Annotated in this window: 25 protein-coding genes; all 25 read left to right on the top strand. The window is 57.9% G+C overall.

Going from position 1 to position 21,080, the window contains the following annotated elements:
* Window positions 1-172 precede the first annotated feature (172 nt).
* Complete coding sequence (locus MOE34_RS05245) at window positions 173-454, top strand: hypothetical protein (RefSeq protein WP_242221632.1); 282 nt, start codon at window positions 173-175, stop codon at window positions 452-454.
* Window positions 454-1,389, top strand: a complete 936-nt coding sequence (locus MOE34_RS05250) for an oxidoreductase (RefSeq protein ID WP_242221634.1) — start codon at window positions 454-456, stop codon at window positions 1,387-1,389. Before MOE34_RS05245 ends, MOE34_RS05250 begins: the two co-directional genes overlap by 1 nt.
* A gap of 451 nt (window positions 1,390-1,840) precedes the next feature.
* Window positions 1,841-2,257 carry an HNH endonuclease signature motif containing protein gene (locus MOE34_RS05255; protein ID WP_242221636.1) on the top strand — a complete coding sequence of 139 codons (417 nt, stop codon included), beginning with the start codon at window positions 1,841-1,843 and terminating at the stop codon, window positions 2,255-2,257.
* 47 nt (window positions 2,258-2,304) lie between these two features.
* Window positions 2,305-2,808 carry a sigma-70 family RNA polymerase sigma factor gene (locus MOE34_RS05260; RefSeq protein WP_242221638.1) on the top strand — a complete coding sequence of 168 codons (504 nt, stop codon included), beginning with the start codon at window positions 2,305-2,307 and terminating at the stop codon, window positions 2,806-2,808.
* A complete protein-coding gene (locus MOE34_RS05265) occupies window positions 2,805-2,963 on the top strand; it encodes a hypothetical protein (protein WP_242221641.1) in 159 nt (52 codons plus the stop codon). The genes MOE34_RS05260 and MOE34_RS05265 overlap by 4 nt, the downstream gene beginning before the upstream one ends.
* A complete protein-coding gene (locus MOE34_RS05270) occupies window positions 2,956-3,795 on the top strand; it encodes an HNH endonuclease (protein WP_242221643.1) in 840 nt (279 codons plus the stop codon). The genes MOE34_RS05265 and MOE34_RS05270 overlap by 8 nt, the downstream gene beginning before the upstream one ends.
* Window positions 3,792-5,447: a DEAD/DEAH box helicase gene (locus MOE34_RS05275; RefSeq protein WP_242221645.1), complete on the top strand. Its 1,656-nt coding sequence runs from the start codon at window positions 3,792-3,794 to the stop codon at window positions 5,445-5,447. Before MOE34_RS05270 ends, MOE34_RS05275 begins: the two co-directional genes overlap by 4 nt.
* Before the next feature lie 73 nt (window positions 5,448-5,520).
* Window positions 5,521-5,709, top strand: coding sequence for a hypothetical protein (locus MOE34_RS05280; protein ID WP_242221647.1), 189 nt, complete (start codon window positions 5,521-5,523; stop codon window positions 5,707-5,709).
* Complete coding sequence (locus MOE34_RS05285; RefSeq protein WP_242221649.1) at window positions 5,706-6,443, top strand: hypothetical protein; 738 nt, start codon at window positions 5,706-5,708, stop codon at window positions 6,441-6,443. Before MOE34_RS05280 ends, MOE34_RS05285 begins: the two co-directional genes overlap by 4 nt.
* Entirely contained in the window at window positions 6,440-6,784 is a 345-nt protein-coding gene (locus MOE34_RS05290) for a hypothetical protein (RefSeq protein WP_242221652.1), read from the top strand. Before MOE34_RS05285 ends, MOE34_RS05290 begins: the two co-directional genes overlap by 4 nt.
* Entirely contained in the window at window positions 6,784-7,038 is a 255-nt protein-coding gene (locus MOE34_RS05295; RefSeq protein ID WP_242221654.1) for a hypothetical protein, read from the top strand. The genes MOE34_RS05290 and MOE34_RS05295 overlap by 1 nt, the downstream gene beginning before the upstream one ends.
* Window positions 7,038-7,244 carry a hypothetical protein gene (locus tag MOE34_RS05300; RefSeq protein WP_242221656.1) on the top strand — a complete coding sequence of 69 codons (207 nt, stop codon included), beginning with the start codon at window positions 7,038-7,040 and terminating at the stop codon, window positions 7,242-7,244. The genes MOE34_RS05295 and MOE34_RS05300 overlap by 1 nt, the downstream gene beginning before the upstream one ends.
* Window positions 7,241-7,534: a hypothetical protein gene (locus MOE34_RS05305; protein WP_242221658.1), complete on the top strand. Its 294-nt coding sequence runs from the start codon at window positions 7,241-7,243 to the stop codon at window positions 7,532-7,534. Before MOE34_RS05300 ends, MOE34_RS05305 begins: the two co-directional genes overlap by 4 nt.
* Window positions 7,535-7,790: 256 nt before the next feature.
* Window positions 7,791-8,390, top strand: a complete 600-nt coding sequence (locus MOE34_RS05310) for an MT-A70 family methyltransferase (protein ID WP_242221660.1) — start codon at window positions 7,791-7,793, stop codon at window positions 8,388-8,390.
* Window positions 8,387-8,626 carry a hypothetical protein gene (locus MOE34_RS05315; protein WP_242221661.1) on the top strand — a complete coding sequence of 80 codons (240 nt, stop codon included), beginning with the start codon at window positions 8,387-8,389 and terminating at the stop codon, window positions 8,624-8,626. The genes MOE34_RS05310 and MOE34_RS05315 overlap by 4 nt, the downstream gene beginning before the upstream one ends.
* The gene (locus tag MOE34_RS05320) at window positions 8,623-9,048 is read left to right on the top strand and encodes a DUF6511 domain-containing protein (RefSeq protein WP_242221662.1); all 426 of its coding nucleotides are present in this window, start codon (window positions 8,623-8,625) and stop codon (window positions 9,046-9,048) included. Before MOE34_RS05315 ends, MOE34_RS05320 begins: the two co-directional genes overlap by 4 nt.
* Window positions 9,045-11,651 (top strand): DNA cytosine methyltransferase, encoded by a 2,607-nt coding sequence (locus tag MOE34_RS05325; RefSeq protein ID WP_242221664.1) that lies wholly within the window; start codon window positions 9,045-9,047, stop codon window positions 11,649-11,651. Before MOE34_RS05320 ends, MOE34_RS05325 begins: the two co-directional genes overlap by 4 nt.
* 445 nt (window positions 11,652-12,096) lie before the next feature.
* Entirely contained in the window at window positions 12,097-14,451 is a 2,355-nt protein-coding gene (locus tag MOE34_RS05330) for a bifunctional DNA primase/polymerase (RefSeq protein WP_242221667.1), read from the top strand.
* Window positions 14,452-14,702: 251 nt separating this feature from the next.
* Window positions 14,703-15,194 (top strand): VRR-NUC domain-containing protein, encoded by a 492-nt coding sequence (locus MOE34_RS05335; protein ID WP_242221670.1) that lies wholly within the window; start codon window positions 14,703-14,705, stop codon window positions 15,192-15,194.
* 72 nt (window positions 15,195-15,266) lie between these two features.
* A complete protein-coding gene (locus MOE34_RS25565) occupies window positions 15,267-15,779 on the top strand; it encodes a GIY-YIG nuclease family protein (RefSeq protein ID WP_431522415.1) in 513 nt (170 codons plus the stop codon).
* Window positions 15,776-16,519, top strand: a complete 744-nt coding sequence (locus MOE34_RS05340) for a hypothetical protein (RefSeq protein WP_242221672.1) — start codon at window positions 15,776-15,778, stop codon at window positions 16,517-16,519. The genes MOE34_RS25565 and MOE34_RS05340 overlap by 4 nt, the downstream gene beginning before the upstream one ends.
* Before the next feature lie 540 nt (window positions 16,520-17,059).
* Entirely contained in the window at window positions 17,060-17,629 is a 570-nt protein-coding gene (locus MOE34_RS05345; protein WP_242221674.1) for a hypothetical protein, read from the top strand.
* Between the two features lie 182 nt (window positions 17,630-17,811).
* Entirely contained in the window at window positions 17,812-18,654 is an 843-nt protein-coding gene (locus MOE34_RS05350; protein WP_242221676.1) for a hypothetical protein, read from the top strand.
* 156 nt (window positions 18,655-18,810) lie between these two features.
* Window positions 18,811-19,356 carry a hypothetical protein gene (locus MOE34_RS05355; protein ID WP_242221678.1) on the top strand — a complete coding sequence of 182 codons (546 nt, stop codon included), beginning with the start codon at window positions 18,811-18,813 and terminating at the stop codon, window positions 19,354-19,356.
* Window positions 19,286-21,067, top strand: coding sequence for a phage terminase large subunit family protein (locus tag MOE34_RS05360; protein ID WP_242221679.1), 1,782 nt, complete (start codon window positions 19,286-19,288; stop codon window positions 21,065-21,067). Before MOE34_RS05355 ends, MOE34_RS05360 begins: the two co-directional genes overlap by 71 nt.
* Window positions 21,068-21,080 lie beyond the last annotated feature (13 nt).

Consider the following 21,080-nt stretch of genomic DNA (forward strand, 5'->3'; position numbering starts at 1 on the left):
AGGATAAATTCGGAAACGAGACCGTGAGTGGCTGCGACATAGTCGACCGGGCGTTCTGGGGTCACGTCCTCGCCCTCGAATGGGTCGTTCGCAACGGCGCGCCGCACTGCACGGCTTTCCGCCAAGACCCTGCCAATCCTGCACGATGCTTGAAGACGAAGGAGATGTTTTGATGCACATCACGAACCACGGCGGAAAGCGCGTCCGCGAGCGCCTCGGCATCCCGAAAAAGGCCGTCGACCGCATGGCGGCACTCGCGCTGTCCGAAGGGAAGCGACATGCCGACTTTGCGGGATCGATGAGGCGATACCTCGATGGGGTTTTCCTAGAGCATCGGAGCGCGAATAACCTTCGAGTCTATGCGCAACACGTCTTCGTCTTTAGCGGGGAGGCCCTAATCACGGCGTGGCAGTTGCCCGCCAAGTACCGCAACAGCAAGGCGGTTCTGTCGTAATGGCGCCCATCCCGAAGCCAACGCCGTCAACGATTTCCGCAATCGACGCCTACTATGTCGAGCAGGCGTCTGACTGGGATTCCCTTGGCATCTCCGTGTCGCTGGCCGGCACTGAGTGCCTTCGCGCATTGTTCTACGAGTTCCGATGGGCCTCTCCGCCAGAGACCCCCACAGGCAAACGTCAACGTCTCTTCGAGCGCGGCCAAGAGGACGAGGAAAAAATGCTCGACGACCTACGCAAGGTGGGCGTGGAGGTGTGGGGTGAGCAAGAGAAAGCGCGAGCGGTGCACGGGTTTGTGCGCGGCAAATTAGATGGCCTAGCGCTTGGACTTCTGGAGGCGAGGAAGACCACCCATGTTGTCGAGTGCAAAAGTGTCAATACTAAGGGCTTCAAGTCCATAGTGAAGGACGGAGTCCGAAAGGCAAAGCCTCTTCATTGGACGCAAGTGCAGCTGTACATGCATATCATGGGATACGCACGCGCATACTATTACGTGAAATGCGCAGATACTCAAGAGTATTGGGCAGAGAGAGTCGAGCACGACATGGACTACTGTCTTCGCCTCCTCGCCAATCTTGAGCGCATCATTTTTTCAGACGCGCCACCGGGACGCATTTCCGAGAAGCCGGACTTCTTCGGATGCCAGTTCTGTCGCCACCATGCGGTTTGCCACGACGGAGCAATGCCAAGAGTGACATGTCGCACGTGCATTCACTTTCTGCCTGAGCGGGGAGGGGACTGCCATGTCAGTTGTCAGCGATGGTCAAAGCCACTGGGAATAACAGAGCAGCGGGACGCGTGCCCAGCCCATCTATTTTTACCAAGCCTAATTGATGGCGAGCAGATCGATTGTGACGAGGAAAATGAAATCATTGTCTACAGAATGCGAGATGGAAGTATCTGGCGGGATGGCGATTCCCAGAAGCGCGCATGAAGCAAGGATTGCTGGCCAGAAAATTTATTTTACTGGACAGCCATGCAGTAAAGGACACCTATCAAGGCGTTACACAATTAGCCAATCCTGTGTACAATGTTCAAAGGAGAAATATGAGCGCGCCAAGAGTTCAGATGAATACAGAGAAGCAAGGAATTCTAAACAAAGGGATCGTTATGCTGAGGACCCGGATCTAAGGGCTCGCATAAAGGAAAAACAACGCGTAAGGCGCTCCACGAAGGAATATTGGGAACGCGAAAACGAGAGAATGCGAAATAAGCGCAAGGCTGATGAAGGGTTCAGGGAGAGATCTAACACGTACAGCCGCGAGTATGCGTCGAGGCCAGATCAGAAGGAAAAACGGAAGAAGGCCGACGCGGAGAGGTACCAACGGCGAAAGGCCGAGGGAAAGACTACAAGCGACGAACGCCGTGAGTACATGAGAGAATACATGAGACGGAAGATCGCATCGGATGGCGGCTTTCGTTTGGATTTGGCGTTCAGCGCAGCGGTCAGGAGATCATTGGGTTCAAGCAAAGGCGGAAGAAGCTGGGAGACTTTAGTCGGCTATTCGCTAGAAGCCCTCAAGATTCACCTGGAACAGCGGTTCCAACGCGGCATGTCATGGGAGAACTACGGCCGAGGTGGATGGCATATTGACCACATAATTCCTCGGTCAGCTTTTAATTACCAAACACCGCAAGACATCGATTTCAAACGTTGCTGGGCACTCGAAAACCTGCAGCCACTTTGGGAATTCGACAATATATCAAAGGGCGCAAAGTTGGACGGGCCGTTCCAGCCAAGCCTAGCTCTCCCAATTCCGGCGAACGACAACCAGTGTGCCGTCGTCGACCTGTTCGCATAACCGCCCGGCCCCACCAAGGCCGGCCGACACCACAAGAGGAGAAACCAATGAACAAAACCAAGACAACTACCACCAACACCAACCGCCCCGCCGAGTTCGATGCGCGCGTCATGGCCTACCTGCCCGGCCTTCGCCGGCTTGCCGCAAAGTATGTCCCGCGCCCGTACCGCGATGACCTTGTGACCGACACCATCATGTACGCGCTCGATCGCTGGCAGAACTACCGCGAAGACGGTGGCATGTGGAACTGGCTTTCATGGAACATGCGCGGGATCGCGACGAACGCCGCCAAGAAGGCCGCAAGCCAGAAGAATCGCGCGATTTTCGTGCCGCTCACCCATCATGATTCCGCCGTCGCGCCATCGCAGGAAGGCTATGTGCAGCTTTCCGAGGCCTTGCGCCTGGTATCGGCGCATCGCCATGGCTCCGTCCTGCTGCGTCGAGCAATGGGTGACGGCCTGAAGGAAATTGCAGTCGATCGCGGCACGTCCGTCGAATGGGTGCGCCAGATGGAAGTAGCGGCGCGCGCCGAACTGAGGGCGGCAGCATGACCCACCCCGTTGATGTGATTGGCGCAGACGCAGTTGCGGCGCTTCGCGAGGCCGGCTGGATCGTGGTGCGCGAGGACTCCATCCGGCTGGCGCAGGCCATGGCGCGGGAGGAGGGGCGTGAGGAGAAGCATGGGCGGAGGGCCAACAGTGCTTGAGCTAACAAATGCGTTCGGGGGGGAGATTTACCAAGCGGCTAACGACAACCGCGAGCGAAAGAACGGGCCGTGGCTGCCGACTCAGGCCGCCGCGAAAAAGGCAGGTTCAAAGCATTACTTCACTGGAGAACCGTGTCAAAACGGCCACATCACTACTCGTTATGCGAGTAACGCGGCATGCACAAAATGCGCCTCAGACACACGAAATGAACAAAACAAGCTGCGAGCGGCGCTGGACCCGGAGTGGAAAGCGGAGCGCAACGCCAAGCAACGCGAGCGATACGCCGCCGACCCGTCGAAGTCGCGCGCACATAACAAACGTTGGATCGCCGCCAATGACAATCATCGACGTGAGTACACACGTGAGTACATGAGGATGCGGCGCGCCGAAGACCCGACGCTTAACGAGCGCGCGAAAGAACGAATGCGCGAGAAGCGAGCAGACCCAGCGTATGTCGAGGCTGAGCGGGAAAAAGAACGTCAACGATACGCAGAGAACCCTGAAAAGCATCGCGAAAAAAGCCGACGGTATGCGAAGGAAAATCCCGAGGTCGCCGCCACACACGCTCGGAATCGCCGGGCAAAGATACGGGAGGCGGAAGGGTTCCACACCACTGAGGACGTAAACGAAATCTTGGTGCGACAGAGGCATCGGTGCGCGTTCTGTGGCACGTCAATCCGCAAGGCCTACGACGTTGATCACATTGTCCCCATCTCGAAGGGTGGGAGCAACTGGCCGTCTAACCTTCAATGCCTTTGCCCTACGTGCAATCGCCAGAAGAATAACCTTGACCCGTTTGTATTTGCGCGCAGGAAAGGTAAGCTATTGTGACTACGATCCAATTCCGCCCGTACCAATCAGAAGCCATTGAGGCGATAGACGCGGAGCTTGAACGTGTCGATTCCACGTTGCTTGTCGCGTCGGTAGGCGCCGGCAAAACGTTGATGCAGGCAGGATTTATTCAGCGCGTTATCGGGAAGTATCCCGACGCGCGGTTCGTTTGCGCCGTGCACACAAGAGAGTTGGTTTTTCAAAATTTTAATGCGCTGATCAGAATCTGGCCATTTGCCGATGCGGGCATCAATAGCGCCGCTCTCGGCCAACGCCGGACGAAAAGTCAGATTCTCTTCTGCTCTATCCAGTCAGTCTATAGCAAGGCTGCAGAGATTGGCTGGGTGGATTGCCTTATCGTGGATGAGGCCCACCTGATCAGCCCCAAGAGCAACACGATGTACAGGCAGTTCATCGATGCGCTTCGCGCCATCAACCCAGACATGCGTATTCTCGGCATGTCTGGAACGCCGTTCCGCATGGACATGGGCGACCTCACAGATGGCGATGACGCCCTCTTCAAATCTATCGCCTACAGCATCGGACCAGGCCAGCTTATCGATGAGGGATACCTGACGCGACCGATTAGCAAAGGTACAGCGACAACCTTCGACGTGACGGGCGTTCATACGCGCGGGGGAGAATACATTGCCGGCGAGTTGGAGCGGGCTGTCAACGTCCAGCACATCACGGATGCCGCGGTAGAAGAGGTGATCAGGTATGGCCACGGTCGCAAAAGCTGGATCGCCTTCTGCGCCGGGGTGGATCATGCTCGAGAGGTGCGAGACGCGATGCGGTTGCGCGGCATCTCTTGTGAGATGGTTGAGGGCACAATGGATGCCGGCAGCCGAAAGCGGACCATCGAAGCCTACACTCGTGGGGAAATCCGGTGCCTCACGAACGTCAATGTGCTTTCGATCGGTTTCGACTACCCTGCAATTGACCTAGTCGCGCTCATGCGTCCAACCAAAAGCCCGGCACTTTACATCCAACAGGTCGGCCGTGGACTACGGTTAGCGCCAGGAAAAAAGGACTGCCTGGTTTTGGATTTTGCGAATGTCGTCAGGACACTTGGTCCGATCGACGACGTCCAGATTAAAAAGCCGGGGAAGGGAACAGGTGAGGCCCCCATCCGCATCTGCCCTCAATGCGAGTGCATCAACCACGCATCCGTGCGCGCATGTGTTGATTGCGGTCTTGAATTCCCGGAGCCGGAAATCAAGGTCAACGCAATCGCAGACGATGTCCCGATTATCTCTACTGCTCCTGCAGAGCCTCGCATCGTCCGAAAGCGCACGTTTTGGAATCATCCGGGGAAGGACGGCAAAGCAGACAGCGTAAAAACCGTTTTCACGGTCGGCATGAGCCAGATCAATAAATGGTATGCGCCGCAGGCTGGCGGCCGCGCCAAAGCGGATAGTGACCGCTTCTGGGACGCCCATCACGGCAAGCGACCGTTTCCTAAGACCGCCCTCGAGTGGCTGGAGAGGCAAGGGGAGCTTGCCGAGACAAAGGAGATTTTCGTTCGTCCGGCCGGCAAATACTGGAACGTCGAAGGCTACACCCCAGCCAACGACAATGTTCCTGCGGCTGCGAATGACAGCGGCCCGACGAGGCTGGCCGCGATGATGGACGACGCGATTCCATTCTGACGCTGACTTGACAAAATTGTAAAAATGCACTAGTTTGCGTGTACCAACCAACTATACCGCTTAGAGGAGACGAATGATGACGAGAAGACAGGAAGACGGCTGGATCGAATGGACCGGCGGCGAGCAACCAGTTGCCGATGACGTGCTGATTGAGGTTATCCTCAAGAACGGGATGCGATACGAGGAGTACAGCGATGAGATCCGCTGGAATTCGAAAAATGATCGCGATGTTGCTGCCTACCGCGTCGTAGGTGCCGCATGACCACCACCGACTTCAACCCCATGGCCGTCGCCAAGACCCACAACCAGTCGCCCGAACTTCTCCTGTTCCAGGAGATCGACGACCTCTATGAAGAAGCGCGCAACTTTGCCGACGGCGAGCCGATCGCCAGCCAGGAAATGGCCGACGCCATCACCACCTTGCGCGAGGGCATCCACGAGGCCGGCAAGAAGGCGGATGCGCTGCGCGTCGAGGAGAAGAAGCCCCACGATGACGCAGCCAAGGCCGTGCAGGACAAATACAATCCCTACGTCCAGCCGAAGAAAGGCCGCGTCGACATGGCCAAGTCGGCTCTCGACAGCTTGTTGACCCCATGGCGGCAGAAGGTTGCAGCAGAAAAAGCCGCAGAGGCCGCCCGCATTGCCAGGGAGGCGGAGGCTGCTAAGCTTGCCGCGCAGGCCGCAATGCAGGCCAGCGCCGGTAATCTTGCCGAACGGGAAGCCGCAGAGGAGCTGCTGGCGGACGCTAAGGCGCTGGAGAAGACGGCGCGCCGTGCGGACAAGGCGGCAACGACGGGGCTGGGGCTTAGGACGGTTTGGGAGGCTGAGTTGGTGGACGTCGAGAAGGCGCTCGATTGGGCCTATGGGCGTGACGCGGCGGCGTTCCATGCCGTGGCGCAGCGGAATGCCGACGAATTGGTGCGTTCCGGCGTGCGCAGCGTGCCGGGGTTCCGGGTGGTTGAGGAGAAAGTAGCTAGTGCTGGGCGGGCAGCATGATGACCACCATCACCGAAACCGCCCTGAACTGGAGCGTCGCGGGCGATCGTCAAGCTCCGCATGGCCTTGACGAAGTCCTGCTGCTCCTCAACGAGGCGAGGCTTTCAATTCCCGCCGAATATCGCTCAACTGCCGAGATCGACTTCGAACCATATTTCGACTGTGCAGGCGACAGCTACCCGCAGATCCGCATCACCTACGAGAGGCCCGAGACAGAGGAAGAAGCGGCAACTCGCGCGGCCAACGAGCGGGCGCACTGGGGCGACCAGTTGAATCGGGCGCGCGCTCGCGTCGATTTCTGCCTGGCGCAGATTGATGGGCTGGGTGAGGGGAGGGGCTGATGGTGGATTTTCCCGAAAGGATATGGGCGACCGTCAACGGCATGTCCACGCGGCTTCCTGATGGGGGCCGTCAGCTCGTCGGCGGGTGGTGCGAAGACGCAATGCGCGACAGAGTGACTGAATATGTCCGCGCGGATGTTGTTCAGCGTATCGCCGACGCATTGTACGCGCAGGTCTACGAACACGGAGCCGTAACGGCAGACGCCTATGCGCTAATTGACGGGTTCTCGCCCCGTGCCGAGGAGAACGTGTGATGGCGAGAACTAATGAAAAGCGCGAACGCCTTGGCGGAATTGAGACGCCAATGATGAACGGCGACAACCTAGCGATCTTGCTTTGTACGTTCTTCGACAAATCAGAACAAAAGAACGACGATGAGACCGGTTGGAGTCCAGATGCAATAACCGGGATGTATGAAGTTCTTGACGCGATCCATCGACATTACACAGAGGCAGCATGATGGACAACATGCCTGATAAAATATGGATCACGATGGAAGACAATGGCGCTTCATGGGCTGGCTCATTCCGTCGCTGGCACGCATCCGACCTTGAGCATGAGGGGGATGAATACCCAGTCTTTGTGAGGTCCGATATCCTCAATAACCACAACACTATTGTTTCGGCTATACGCAAGGTTCGCGACGGTTACGCCGATCAGGCTCGGTTCGCCGACATTGACTGCGCCGTGCACTTCCGGGAGTTCGTCCGTCGCATTGACGCCGCATTGGCCGCAGGCATCTCGACATGACAGACCTAGCCACCGCCTACTACCTGGCCGCCCAATGGCACGACAAGCAGGCGGCTGCGTGCCGCGGCATAGCCAAAGACGAGCCCAGGCTGGCCAAGGACGTTCGTGACCGCGCCGCCTCACCAGCGCACGCACCGCGGCGCATCGGCAGCCGGGCTGCGGCTAGCGGCGACGCAGATGGTGCGGGCGGCCATTGCCCACTAACACCCACCACGCACGCCACCAACGTGCGGGGACACCACATTGAGGAGAAGAGATGAGCCCGTTCGCCCAACTTGGCGGAAAGCGCTATGACGTGATCCTGTCGGACCCGCCGTGGCGATTCCGGACATGGAACGAAGAGAACCAGCAGAAATCCGCGAGCAAACATTACCCCTTGATGACGCTGGACGCCATCAAGGCTTTGCCCGTTTCAGACTTGGCCAAGCCCGACTGCCTCATGATGATGTGGGCCGTCCAGCCTATGCTGGACCAGGCGCTCGACGTGATGGCTGCGTGGGGATTCAAATACAAGACCGCCGGCGCTTGGGCGAAGCAATCGTCGACGGGAAGCAAGTGGGCGTTCGGGACCGGCTATCTCCTCAGATGCTCCGCTGAGTTCTTCCTTGTCGGCACGCGAGGGAATCCGAAATCTGCGGTCAAGAACGTGCGCAATCTTATCGTGGCGCCGACGCGCGAGCATAGCCGCAAGCCCGATGAGATGCATTTGAACTTGGAGCGTATGTTCCCGGATGCCGATCGTCTCGAGATGTTCAGCCGCGAAAGTAAGCCCGGATGGGATTGCTGGGGCAATCAGACCGGCAAGTTCGATGCGGCGAATGATAACGGCGCCGAGCAGGCGAGGGAGGCAGCATGACCCCGACACAGATGGAAAGCGCCTGCAATGACGTCATCGCCAGCTACAAGAGCATGGACCTGCCGTACGAGAAGGCAAACATTACGTTGGTGACGCCGAGGGGGTGGAAGCCTCCGCCAAAGTTCCCGCGTGGCTACCTCCTGCAAGTGAAGGAGGACCGCAGTCGTCTCTGGCACTTCCCGGCTGTCCGCGTTCTTGCGTGGCTTCGCTCCAACAATCTTTTAGGTGCAGCATGACCCCCCTCCCGCTAGGCAAGCCCATCCTCCCCATCCAGCCGACCCAAGACGAGACAGGTGCGCCGACGGTCTGCATGGCTTGCTCTAGGATGGCGATCGGTCTTGGGCGGGCGGTCGTAAATCACCGCGGGCAGCTACAGGACGCCGGCTTCCTCTGCAAAAAGTGCATCGTTTCGGTGGGAGATTTGACGAAGATGGATCGACTGAACCACTACGAATTGCAGGCTCTTGACGCCGCAGTGGACGCTGTCGGCGAGTGGATCGAGCAAAGGGGCATAGGCACGGAGCTCTCCTACTACGACGACCTAGACAGGCGGATGCTCGTGAAGGCGGCCGTGCTCGGCTTCGGAGAGGGCGTCCGCGCCGCGCTTCGCGCCGGGGACGTGCCGTTCTTTGAAGAGAGCAAGGGGGAGGTGGCGTGAGGCACGACAACGATAACCACACGCTCACCTATCTCAGCGTGTGCAGTGGCATAGAAGCAGCCAGCGTGGCTTGGCATCCGCTAGGGTGGCGCGCCGTGGCCTATTCAGAAATCGAGAAGTTCCCGTCCGCGGTCCTGGCGCACCACTATCCAGACGTGCCGAATCTGGGCGACTTCACCAAGATCGACACGTCGACATTGGGGCAAGTGGACATCCTTGCTGGCGGCACGCCATGCTTCACGGCTGGCCACATGGTTCTGTCCGCGAGGGGGTACGTACCCATCGAAGACATTAAAGTTGGCGACGAGGTCGTCACCCACAAGGGAAGACTGCGCACGGTTGTGCGCATCGGCAATGAACGGAAGGAAGTTGGAGTCCTGACAGGCGTCGGCATGTGCGAACCAATCACATGCACTCCGGACCATCCGTTCCTGTCGGTTGAGTGGAGAAACCAGAACACCAGGCGCAACAATCTGTACACCAAGGTGGAGCATTGCGGCCAGCCTGAATGGGTGGCAGCGAAGGAGATGCCGGGGCGCCAGTGGTGCCAGTTGTTGAGCCACGACAACGATAACCGTGCGCCGGAATCCGCCAAGTTCGACGTTAAAACGGCTATGTACATCGCCGGCATGTATCTCGGTGACGGGTGGATACGTAAGCATGAGGGTAAGGCCAAGAAGTCTGTCGTGCTTGGCATCAACCCCAAGAAATACGTGAAGTTGAAGGCCGCCATTGGCAATGCGGTCCACACAGTCAGCCATGAGCGAACAATCGTGCGCGTTTCCATCCATGATACGGCCTTCGCTGATTGGCTGGAGGCCGAATTCGCGCACTACTCACACCTGAAGACCGTGCCGTCGTGGGTTATGGGGCACGGCTTCCGCGGGGAGTTCCTTCGCGGTTTCCTCGACACCGACGGCTCGGTAGCAAAAGACGGCAAGGTCAGCATCAGCACCACCAGTCGGTCGCTTGCTTATGGCATTTCCGACCTCATGGCTGCCGAAGGCTACGTCTCGTCTGTCGCCCTCGTTGAGACACCCGACACATGCGTCATCGAGGGCAGGACGTGCAGCCAGCGCGACTATTATCAGGTGCGCGCATACCCGCAATCCGTTTCGCGGAAGTCTCGCGTCCGCCACGGCATGATGCTTCGGACTGTTTCTGACTTTACTCCTGCTGGCGAAGCCACGGTTTTTAATATCGAGGTGGAGGAGGACCATTCGTATGTCGTCCAAAGCGCCATCGTTCACAACTGCCAGGCGTTCTCCGTGGCTGGCCTTCGCCAATCCCTCGCCGACGCGCGCGGCAACCTGTCACTCGAATTCGTGAGGCTTGCCCATGAGCTTGCAGATCGCAATGGACTTCGAAATGTCGTCTGGGAAAACGTCGTCGGCGTTCTCAGCACCAAAGACAACGCCTTCGGCTGTTTCCTGGCAGGACTTGTCGGCGCAGATGATCCCTTGCGAACGCCAGACGGGAAGTCTTGGCCAAACGCAGGTATGGTTGCCGGTCCACTCGGACGGGCCGCGTGGCGCGTTCTCGATGCACAATATTTCGGCCTCGCCCAACGACGCCGTCGTGTTATCGTTGTCGCAGATTTTGGAAACGGGGCAGATCCCGCAGCGGTTCTTTTTGAGCGCAAAGGCCTGTTCGGGAATACTCCGCCGAGCCGAGAAGCGGGGAAAGGAACTTCCGGAGCAGTTAAGGGTGGCGCTGGAAGCGGTGGCGAATGGCCCGCAGATGTAGCTTCGACGCTCAACGCGGCCTTTGGTGAAAAGCTTGGCCTAGAAAACCAGCACATCAATTCCGGCGCGCCGCTATTCGTGCCGCAGGCAGTATGCGTAACCGGAGATGTTGCCCATACGCTCAAGGCCGAGGGCGCGGACGCTAGCGAGGACGGGACGGGCAGAGGGACGCCGATTGTGGCTTTCATGGATACCGAGAGCCACAGCAGTGGGAACAACATCGAGATAGCGCCGACTATGCGAACTGGCGATTGTGCTCGCATAAGCATCGTCCAAACCGTCGCCATCCGTGGCCGCGATGGTGGCGCAACGGCAGAACTGGGCGGTGAGGTGGCAACCGCCTTGCGAGCGAGCCAAGGCGGCGGGGATAAGCCGCATGTGTTGTATGCGCCGGATGTCTATTCGACGCTTTCAGCAAGCGAAGGCGGCACCATGACGCAAATACTGCCTATCGTGACCTCCGCCGTCCGCCGCCTCACCCCGCGCGAGTGCGAACGCCTCCAAGGCTTCCAGTGGCTTTGCTCGCCAGACTATCCCGGCGCATGGCAGGACGAAGCTGGCCGGTGGTGGTCACCTGACTACACACTCATCCCGCAAGGCAACAAGCTGAAGGGCGAGGCAAAGGAGGAACTTGCCGCGTATTTCGAGCGCACGGGCCAATTTATGAAGGAGGTCGATGGCGAGTGGGTGTTTGACCGCGATGCGTTCGAAGCCGCTTGGCCCCGCCTGTCCGCTGACGGACCCCGCTACCGCGCATTGGGCAACAGCTGGGCCGTCCCAAAGTTCGTTTGGCTCGGTAAGCGCCTGCATCGTCTGCTTGCCACCACCACCAACACCCCCGCCAAGGAAGCAGCATGACCCCACTCAAAACAGCCCTGTCCTACGCCGCGACGGGAGGAGAGCCATACACTGCAAATATAGAAGATCTTGAGTGGTCACGAAGGCCTCAGCACAGATACAGGTGCTCAAAGTCAACTAACGTCGCCGCACTTGGCAAGGTTATATGCTCAAACGGCTCTATCCAGTACAAAGCATATTGCATGGAGTGCGGCGGAAAGGGAACGAACATTCCATATAGCCAAGTAGAAGGACTGGACAGTTCCCGGATACAGGTAATCACAGAGCACGCAATAATTCCGTGTGAGAGATGCGGTAGCGAAGAAGGTTCGGAAGTCCACCATTGGGCGCCGGCCCATCTGTTCGACGATTGGCTTGATTGGCCGACAAGCCATCTTTGCAAGAAGTGTCATCGCGAGTGGCACAGCGTCGTTACTCCGAAGATGTCCGCACGAAGGAGCGCAGCATGAGCAGACTTCCGAAAGTAGACATTGCATCCCCATATGCTCGCGTTGGCGCTAAACTCGTCGACCAAGGCTGGCACGCAATCCCCTGCCGGCCGGGGAGCAAGAGGCCGGGCGTATTCGCGAATGGATACTGGCAAGGACTTACCGGTTGGAATGAGTACTGCGATCGCGCGCCAACTGAAGATGAAGTCGAGCGTTGGAACAAGTGGCCAGCTGCTGGTGTGTGCGTGGCGCTGGATCACGTGGTCAAGGTTGTCGATATCGACACCGATGACGCTGAAATGAGGGCGGCCATTGCGGAAATACTACCGGACAGTCCGGTAAAAAAGCGGGGACAGAAAGGATTTTCTGCCTTCTATCGAGGCTCGGCTAACATCATCAGCCGAGCTTTCAGCATTTCCGTGTTTGGTAAGCAGGAGCGCATCGTTGACCTGTTGGCTTACGGCAAGCAGACTGTTTGCCCGCCAACTATTCACCCCGATACTGACGAGCCGTATCGGTGGCTTGGCGAGCCTCTTGAAGACTACGCGCCGGAAGACCTTCCGTGGCTTGACGACGACATTGCCGATAGGTTGGAGCGAGTGCTTGCGCCTTTCGGGTACGTCGCTCCGATAGAGCACGAGTATACATCAGTGGATGCTGGCGACACGGTCTGGCGCGAGGTCAACGACCTTGCTCTCGCAAACCTTGACCTTTGGGTGCCTGGACTGCAATTGCCCATGACCAAACGCACCGGGGATGGCCGCTATCGTGCCGTTGCTGAGTGGCGGGGCGTAGATAACCCGAATCTTGGTTTTAGCGCCAAGGGCATAACAGACTGGGGCAATGGAGAGACGCATACGCCGCTTGACGTGGTTATGTATTCTTTCAGCGCGAGCCTTGACGTAGCAACAGACTGGCTGAAGGGCAGGCTAAACTATCAGGAAGCTCCCTATGTCGACCCGTCCCGCATGATCGCGAACGGTCGGAAAAAGAGGGATGTACCACATGAACAGAACATCAACCGGCCCGAAGACGGTTCTGCCGCGGCAGTTTCACCAGAAGCAACAACCACGCTTGCGCCGGCTAACCAGAATCGCCAGCATTACAACCCGTTCACACCGCAAGCTGCTGGCGGGGTTCTAGGTGCAATTGCGCAGTGGGCATATGACACTGGGCGGCGTCCTGTACCAGAGTTCTCCATCCTCGCCGCTGTATCATTCATGTCGGTAATGTTCGGCAGACGAGCCGTAGGGCCTACGGGCGCCGGCTTAAATGTCTACATGGTTGGCATCGCCGGTCCCGGCTTTGGTAAGGAGCACCCGTTGAAAGCGGTCCAGACGCTTGCCGTTGATCTGCAAATGCCGTTCCTCATCGGACCAGGCGAGGTCACGAGCGGATCGGCAATTGAGAAGGTGGTGCGCCGCAGGCCTGTCTTCCTCATGCCATGGGATGAGATGGGCGTGGTCCTTCAATCGGTCAATGGCAGGGGGTCGTCAAGCTGGGCGCAAACCATCCGCAAGGTGTTGCTCGAGATATTCTCAAAATCGACGAGCATGTGGAGCGGCAAGGAGCATGCGGACCCAGAAAAGGACAGTTCAGCCGAGCCGGTGTTTATGCCAACAGTATCGCTGATGGGCATGTCGACACCGACAACTTTCTACAAGGGGATCACAGAAGAAAGCCTGACGGACGGTTTTGTGGCTCGTCTTGTGGTCACGGAGCCATCGGTGAGGCCTGAGAGACATTCAGCGCCTCCTGTGCTGGTGACGCCGGTCTCTTTGATAACCGCTGTGAAGAAATGCCGTGATGACTTCCCGAAGCCTGGCGGGGATCTGGCTCAGGTCGCGTGGAGGCAGGCCACGTCGCGCCCCACGCTGTATACCGTGCCGTGGGAGACTGCCGAGGCTGAGAAGCGATGGACGGACATCGAAGATTGGCAGATTGCTGAGATTGAGGACAACGGCGCGTCTGAGGGTATCGTCGGGCGCACCGCAGAGCATACGATCAAGCTGGCGACTATACGCGCAATCAGTCGACGCCCATCCGATCCTGCCGTTTCTATCGAAGACGTTGAGTGGGGTCACGCGATCGTGCAAGCATCGCTGGCATCAATCAACCGCGGCGTGGAAGAGTATATGGCCGGATCACAGTTCGAAGAGCTGTGCAAGGCTATCCTGTCGGCACTGAGGGGAACGAAGGACAAGTCGCTACCACAGTCGCAGCTCGTGCGAAAACGCGGCGTATCGAAGGCGGATGACCGCATGGTGGAGCAAGCCATAAAGCGTCTCGTTCTTGCTGGCGAGATTGAGCAGCCAAAGATCGACGGGAAGGGCGTCAAGGTGCGCTTGGCTGAACAGAAAGTTGCTGCATAACGTTGTTGCAACGTTCTTGCAACGAAGCGAATTCTTGCAGCCAAATTTCGCTTCGTTGCAATCATTGCAAAGAAATGCAAATCGATTTGCAATGTGCAAGTCTTTGAAAATGTAAGGAGAATCGTCAAAAATATAACGTTGTAAATATATACCTTTATTACCTATTCCCGTGTGAGTGATTCAGGAGAGTATATATTTATGTAATGACCCACCACCCGGCCTCACCAGCCACCACCTACCGAGGAGACACCATGACCAGCAACCCCAAGGCCACCCAAGCCCAAACGACCAAAGTTAATGGCAAGCGCGTCCGTATCATCACCCGTGGCGGCAAGGTTACGATCAAGCAGGCACCCGCTCTTGAATGGGAGCTGCAAGCGGAGCAGTGCCGCCGTCTGAAAGCCATGCCAGAGTACGGCAAGCAATTCCTGCTTGTCGGCGGCATGGAGGCGGGGAGACGCGGAAGGCAAGAGCAGATAAAGGCGAAGGCCACCGGACTAACGGCAGGCCATCCAGACCTGACCGTGTTCCTGCCTGGGGGTAAGGTGGCCATGATCGAGAACAAGGCAGAGAACGGCAGACTGTCGATGGAGCAAAAAGAGCGGCATACTGCCTTGGCCGCGATTGGTCACACAGTCGAGGTGGTGAAGGCTTCGACGGCGGATGAGGCGGCCAGCATGGCCGTGGCGCTCGTGCGCGGCTGGCTGGCGGATAACGACAATGCCGTCGCTGCGGCACCTTGACAAAATTGTAAAAATGTACTAACTTTAGACCGTGCGGAAACCAACCGTGCGCTACCGGAAAGAGGAGGAGAGATGGCTAAGAGAGGAATCGGGAATCCGAATATTCTGGTTCTTGGCGATGGAAACATTCCTTGGAGATGCCCTCGTGAAAGAAGCGGACTTGACCGCACATTTGAAGAGCAACTTCATAACGTACGGAAAATCGCTCGCAAATCCCGAAAGACGCTCGCTTCCAACGATAATAATCCTCACCCTGCTCACGCAGTCTACGTAGTGTCCGATATACAGGGAAACGTTTCAAAGATTGGCAGGGCACATTGCCCGTCGAGCCGACTATCCCGAATTCAAACAGGGAACCCTGATGAGTTGTTTCTCCATAGGGTCTTCTGGGTTGATGGCAGCGCGTCGGCCGCAAGCGCCGAAAGAAGAGCGCATGAACTAGCTGCTCCATTCGGTAGGTTGATGGGAGAGTGGTTCTGCTGTCGCCCACACGAGGCTCACACAATCATCATTCGCGCTCTTGACGAGCTGAATGTCGACTATGTCGCAATAACACCATTTAGAAAATTTCAGGAGGCAGTATGACCAGCTCGTCAAGCCAGAGAGCAAAGGCCCTGGCAGGAGAAGGAGAGAACCTTCCCGCTCGCATGATTTATGCAGACCATGAGAGAGATGCAGTTCGCGTGCAGAAATCCCGCTTGGCCGCTCGAGCGCGCTACGGCTCAGAATGGGACGGTAAGGTGGCAAACGACAACATCGCGTGGCCTCTGGCCACGGCGCTTGTGCGGGAAGGCAACACAGAACTGCTGAAAGCGGCGATGTACTATCGCAAGATTCACGACACGGCTAAAAGCGAGGCCAAGCTTGGTGGCTCTGGCGTGCAGCTGAACGACGGCATGTCTATTGATCGTCACAGCGTACTGAAAGCGGACGGCAAAATCGCATATCGACGTGTTCGTCAATCTACGGCCGCCGAGGCCGATATCCCAGCTCGTCGCCGATTTGACGCAAGCACAGCCGAGGATGGTGACGAGCCTCAAAAGAATTGGTCTTCTATACCGAGACCATGGAAAGGCGATGAGCCAGTCAACGCTATGATTGACGCGCAAAGCAGGCTCTTCGATCTACGCAATCGGCTCGGAGTATTGGCGGAGGCTTTCGAGATGGCGACGATCGACGGAGCAACTTATGAGGCCATCGGGAACATGATGGGCAACGCCCACAAGGTTCCAGCCACGGCAGCCGGAAGATCGATAGTCCATATGGGCCTCATCACCATTAGGGATGCTATCGGAAAGGTGTCTCGCGCAGACCTGGCTTCCTGAGTATATACTCAAAGGCCCGCAGAGTGACTAGGGGTAGGAAGGCTATGTCGTCTTCCGCCCTATTCACAGTTCGATGCGCCGACACCATTCAAGGCGATCGACCCTGCCGCAAGGCGGGGTAACTACAAGCGGTGCTGGCGTTGCAACCCAGCATTCGCCAACGAAGATGCAGCGGCACCGGTGACGGTGATCGTTTAGGCTATCAGCCGCAGTGCAAGCGCGGACGCCACCTATGATGCACGTTGACTTGCGCGTGCATCCATCTTCGTTTTCTTCTGCCCATTCACGGCTAGATGCCAGCGGCTTGGACGCGGCATTCCGTTGGGCGGACAGCGAGAGCGGGACATCGGTCACTGAGGCCGGGCTGTTTCTCTCGCTGCCCCTTCCCAATTGCCTTGGCGCGCCTCCTCTCGCGACGCGGCGATCTGCAGCCGGTTGAGGTCCGCAACGATAAGGCGGGCGCCTCCCGGCTGCTTTTGGTTTCAGCGCTACATGCGCTCTCCCGGCACCGGGCGTTCGTGGTGCGCTTATGGGTGCCACATGGCCGTCATTATCGCCCGATGGGCGGACGATAACATCAGGCGCTATGGAAAGCAGCTTGACGAGCTCAACACCAAGTTCCCCAAGGTGTTGCCGCGCATCGTCAACCAAGTGGGCGATCGATCCAAGACGCAGGTGATCCGCAACCTGACGAAGCAAACCGGTTTGCCCAGAAAGACCATCGTTCGCGCAATCGGCGATCCGACGCGAGCGCATGGCCGCAGCCTTGCGTACACCATGACCACGCGAGGCGGTAATATCCGCCTGAAATATCTCGCCCCGCGAGAGACGCGCAAGGGCGTCACGGCGACGCCATGGGGCAAACGTCAACTCTTCGCTGGCACGTTTATGCGCGGCGGCAAGTTCCCCAACCGCGTCGATGCACCGGCGCTCGGCGGCCATGTCTGGCGGAGGCTGAACAAGAGCGGCACCCGTATCACGCAGGCAAGATCCGGCATGTTCATCCCCGTAGAGATGACCAGCGGCGCGACAGCCGCCGCGTTCCAGCGCATAGCCGGGCCACTGCTCAAGGAGCGCGTCGACGCTGCGATTGTCAAGCTTTTGCATTAGGGGGATTCATGGGCACTCATAAATACACCTTTGACTGCCCATCCTGTAATGAAACCACTACGATGGTGGCCGGCAAGACACCGACATGGTGCGTGCCATGTTCTGATGCTCGCCGGGACTTTGGCGCAGTGATGCGAGGTCGCAATTACCCGCGCAAAGCTTGTGCGGGGTGCGGGACGCATATGTCTAACTTCGACTATGGTCGGGAGCAGTATTGCGCTGAGTGCGCCGAGATTAAGCGTAAGCAGTACAACGGATGGGGAGACCCGCGCGCTGACAAGCCGAAGCGGATTTTAGTTGCGGCGAATGACAACTATTCCCGCGTTTGTACGACATGCAATCAAGAACTTCCATTGGATTCGTTCTCGGGCGGCCATTATCACTGCAAGTCTTGCCGTGCTGATCGTCGTGGTGATCGCAGCGCAGAATACGCCAAGCGCGACGAGGCTCGCGGATTTGACCGCCTGCGCAATAGGCGCGTACGGCTAATCGAGCGGGCGCGCCAACGGCGCCTGACCGAGAAGAGAGCCATTGGCCGAAAGATAAGTGACTATCTGCGAAAGTGGCACATAAGCAACGATAAGCCGTGGCTACGCCCCGGCCTCAGCGAGGCAGAGAGGTATCGTGTTCGCTATGCTAACGATAACAAGTTTGTCCTAAGGGAGAGAACTCGGCAGCGTATAAGGCGTAAGGGGTTCGGATTTAATGTAATGTGGCGCATGCGCCAGGCTCTTTATGGCGACGTGGGAGATAGAGGCCTTCGTTCGATTGAGGGCGCGCTTGGTTACTCCATGGCCGATCTGGCCCGGCATCTGGAGGGGCAGTTCACTGACGGGATGTCTTGGGACGCCTTTCGGAGTGGTCGCATCCACATCGATCATAAGGTGCCACTTAGCCGACACAACCTTGATGATCCAGAGCAGTTGCTAGCTGCATGGTCGCTCGAGAATCTGCAGCCATTGTGGGCTGCGGATAACATGGCTAAGGGCGCAAGGACTGATGAAGAGTGGCGCGCCGCAGCGTGAAGCACAAAATGTAGTGCCAGCGGTATGTCTTGGCACCACAGGCCCCTCACAAAACTATCTTTAGACCCACCCACCGGGGGAGCGGGTAAGCGCGACTGCGGGAAATCGCTCGGGGCAAAATTTTAAAAAACCGATTTCCTACCGTTTGGGGCGACCATGAATCTCACGTCGAAGCAGGTCGCCGTTCTGCTTGGTTTGACTGAGCGGCGCATCCGCCAACTAGCTGATGACGGTATAGCTGTGCGCATTGCGCACGGCCAATATGACGGCGCCAAGACCATCCAGAACTATGTCTCATCCATGACGGGTCCGGCGAAGACCCGCGACGAAGCGCTCGACGAAGCGAAGGAAGCGGCCCGCCTCAAAAAAGAGCAGGCCGACAACTGGGAACTGAAAAACGCTAAGCTTCGCAATGAGTTGCTACCCGTTGACGAGGTTGTCCGGGTTTGGTCCGAGCAGATCGCATACGTCAAAAGCGGGCTACTTTCGGTCGTCCCTCGCGTGCGCCAGAGAATTGCATTGTCCAATGAAGATGCGGAGGCGATCGACAAGGAAATACGCGAGGCGATGACCAAGTTGGCGGATGGAGTAGATATCTATGACGCTGACTCAGACGACCCTGAAGAGGGTGATGTCGACGTTCCGTCCTCCGCAGAAGGTGCAGGTTTCGGAGTGGGTGGAAAAGGAAATCCATCTACCTAAAAACGTCGCGTCGGTTTCGGGGCGTATTTCCCTTTACGAATACCAGAAGGGCATCATCGACGCCATCACGGACCCGTCTGTCGAAAGGGTGTCTGTCCTAAAATCGGCGCGTATCGGTTACTCTACCGTCTTGATTGGTCTGCTGGCGCACTACGTTGTCAACGACCCCTCACTGATCCTTCTATACCTTCCGGACGAGGGTCTGGCTCGGTCGATGGTTACGTCCGACATAGAGCCGATCTTCAACGAGTCACCTGCACTGCGAAAGGTCTTGTCTGGCGACAAGTCAGCGAAGGGCGGGAAGAAAGATCGCAGCACCATGCTGATGCGCCAGTTCAACGGCGGCTCGCTCAAGGTGCTGTCGGCTGAAACGGACAGAAGCTTTCGCGCTCACAACGGCCGCATCATCATCCTCGACGAAGTGGACAGCATGAAGGTCATCGGTGACGGCCATCCTGTTGACCTGGCCGTCACACGCGCGGATACGTTTCCTGACTCCAAGCTGATCCTCGGCTCGTCTCCCGTGTGCGAGGAGACGTCGCACATCTTGGCGGAATACGCCAAGTCGGACCAGCGCGTCTTTGAGGTTCCGTGCCCGCACTGCGGCGACTTCCACGAGATTAAGTGGTGTGATATCAGGTGGCCTGAAGGTCATCCGGAAAAGGCTGCCTGGTGGTGCCCCTCCTGCGGCACAGAAACGCACAACGACTACAAGGTCAGCATGATTGCTGGCGGCCGATGGCGCATCACCAAGCCAGAGGTGAAGGGTCACGCAGGCTTTCGTATCAACTCACTGTCGAGCCCGATACCCAAAGCTGACTGGCGATTGCTTGCGCAGGACTTTGTCAAGGCCAAGAACGACCCGACGAAGCTGCAGGTGTTCGTCAACACCCGTCTCGGAGAGGGGTGGAAGACAGACGGCGACCGCATCGACGAGCTCGCACTGCAGGAATCCGCCGAGCCGTTCGGGCTTGGCGGGCCTGACCAGCACCCGTTCCCGGAAGACGTTCTTTCCATCACGGTCGGCATCGACATGCAGGATGACCGCGGCGAGGCGGTGTATCTGGGGCATACGGAAGCCGGGCAGATTCTCGTGCTGGATCACGACATCGTTTATGGCTCGTATGAAGCTGACGAGTTCTGGACGGACATCGACACCATTGCCAAGCAGCGGTGGCGGCACCCGCTCGGCGGCGAGATAGGCATCGACGCTATCGCCATCGACTCCAGTAACGGCAGCCATATGCCGTATGTCTATGACTTCGTGAGGCCGCGCCTGCGCCGCAAGGTGGTCGCCATCAAGGGCGATGGCGGGCGCCGTCCGTTCATCCTGCGGTCGAAGACGATGAAGAAGGATCCGCTCTGGATCGTCGGTGTGGATAGCATCAAGGACACGATTTTCAATCGCGTCAAGCACGGCAAGATTTTCCGATTCTCGAAAGACCTGCCGGAGGTTTGGTACGAGCAGTTCACGGGTGAGCAGTCCGTCGTGAAGATGGACCGCGGCCGCCCGGTGCGAAAGTGGATTCCGGTTCCGGGTCGCCGCAACGAAGCGCTCGACTGCACCGTATACGCCATTGCCGCGAAAGAACTCGCCCCTGTCAACTGGCAAGAGCGACGCGAGCAACTGGCGTCCGGCTACACACTGGCTGCGGCGAATGACAGCGCGCCCAGAACCAAACCCCGAAAAGCCGCATCGACCTGGCTCTAACCACTGGGAGGCG

Origin of the sequence: Shinella zoogloeoides, from assembly GCF_022682305.1 — a bacterium.
Lineage (GTDB): Bacteria > Pseudomonadota > Alphaproteobacteria > Rhizobiales > Rhizobiaceae > Shinella > Shinella zoogloeoides_B.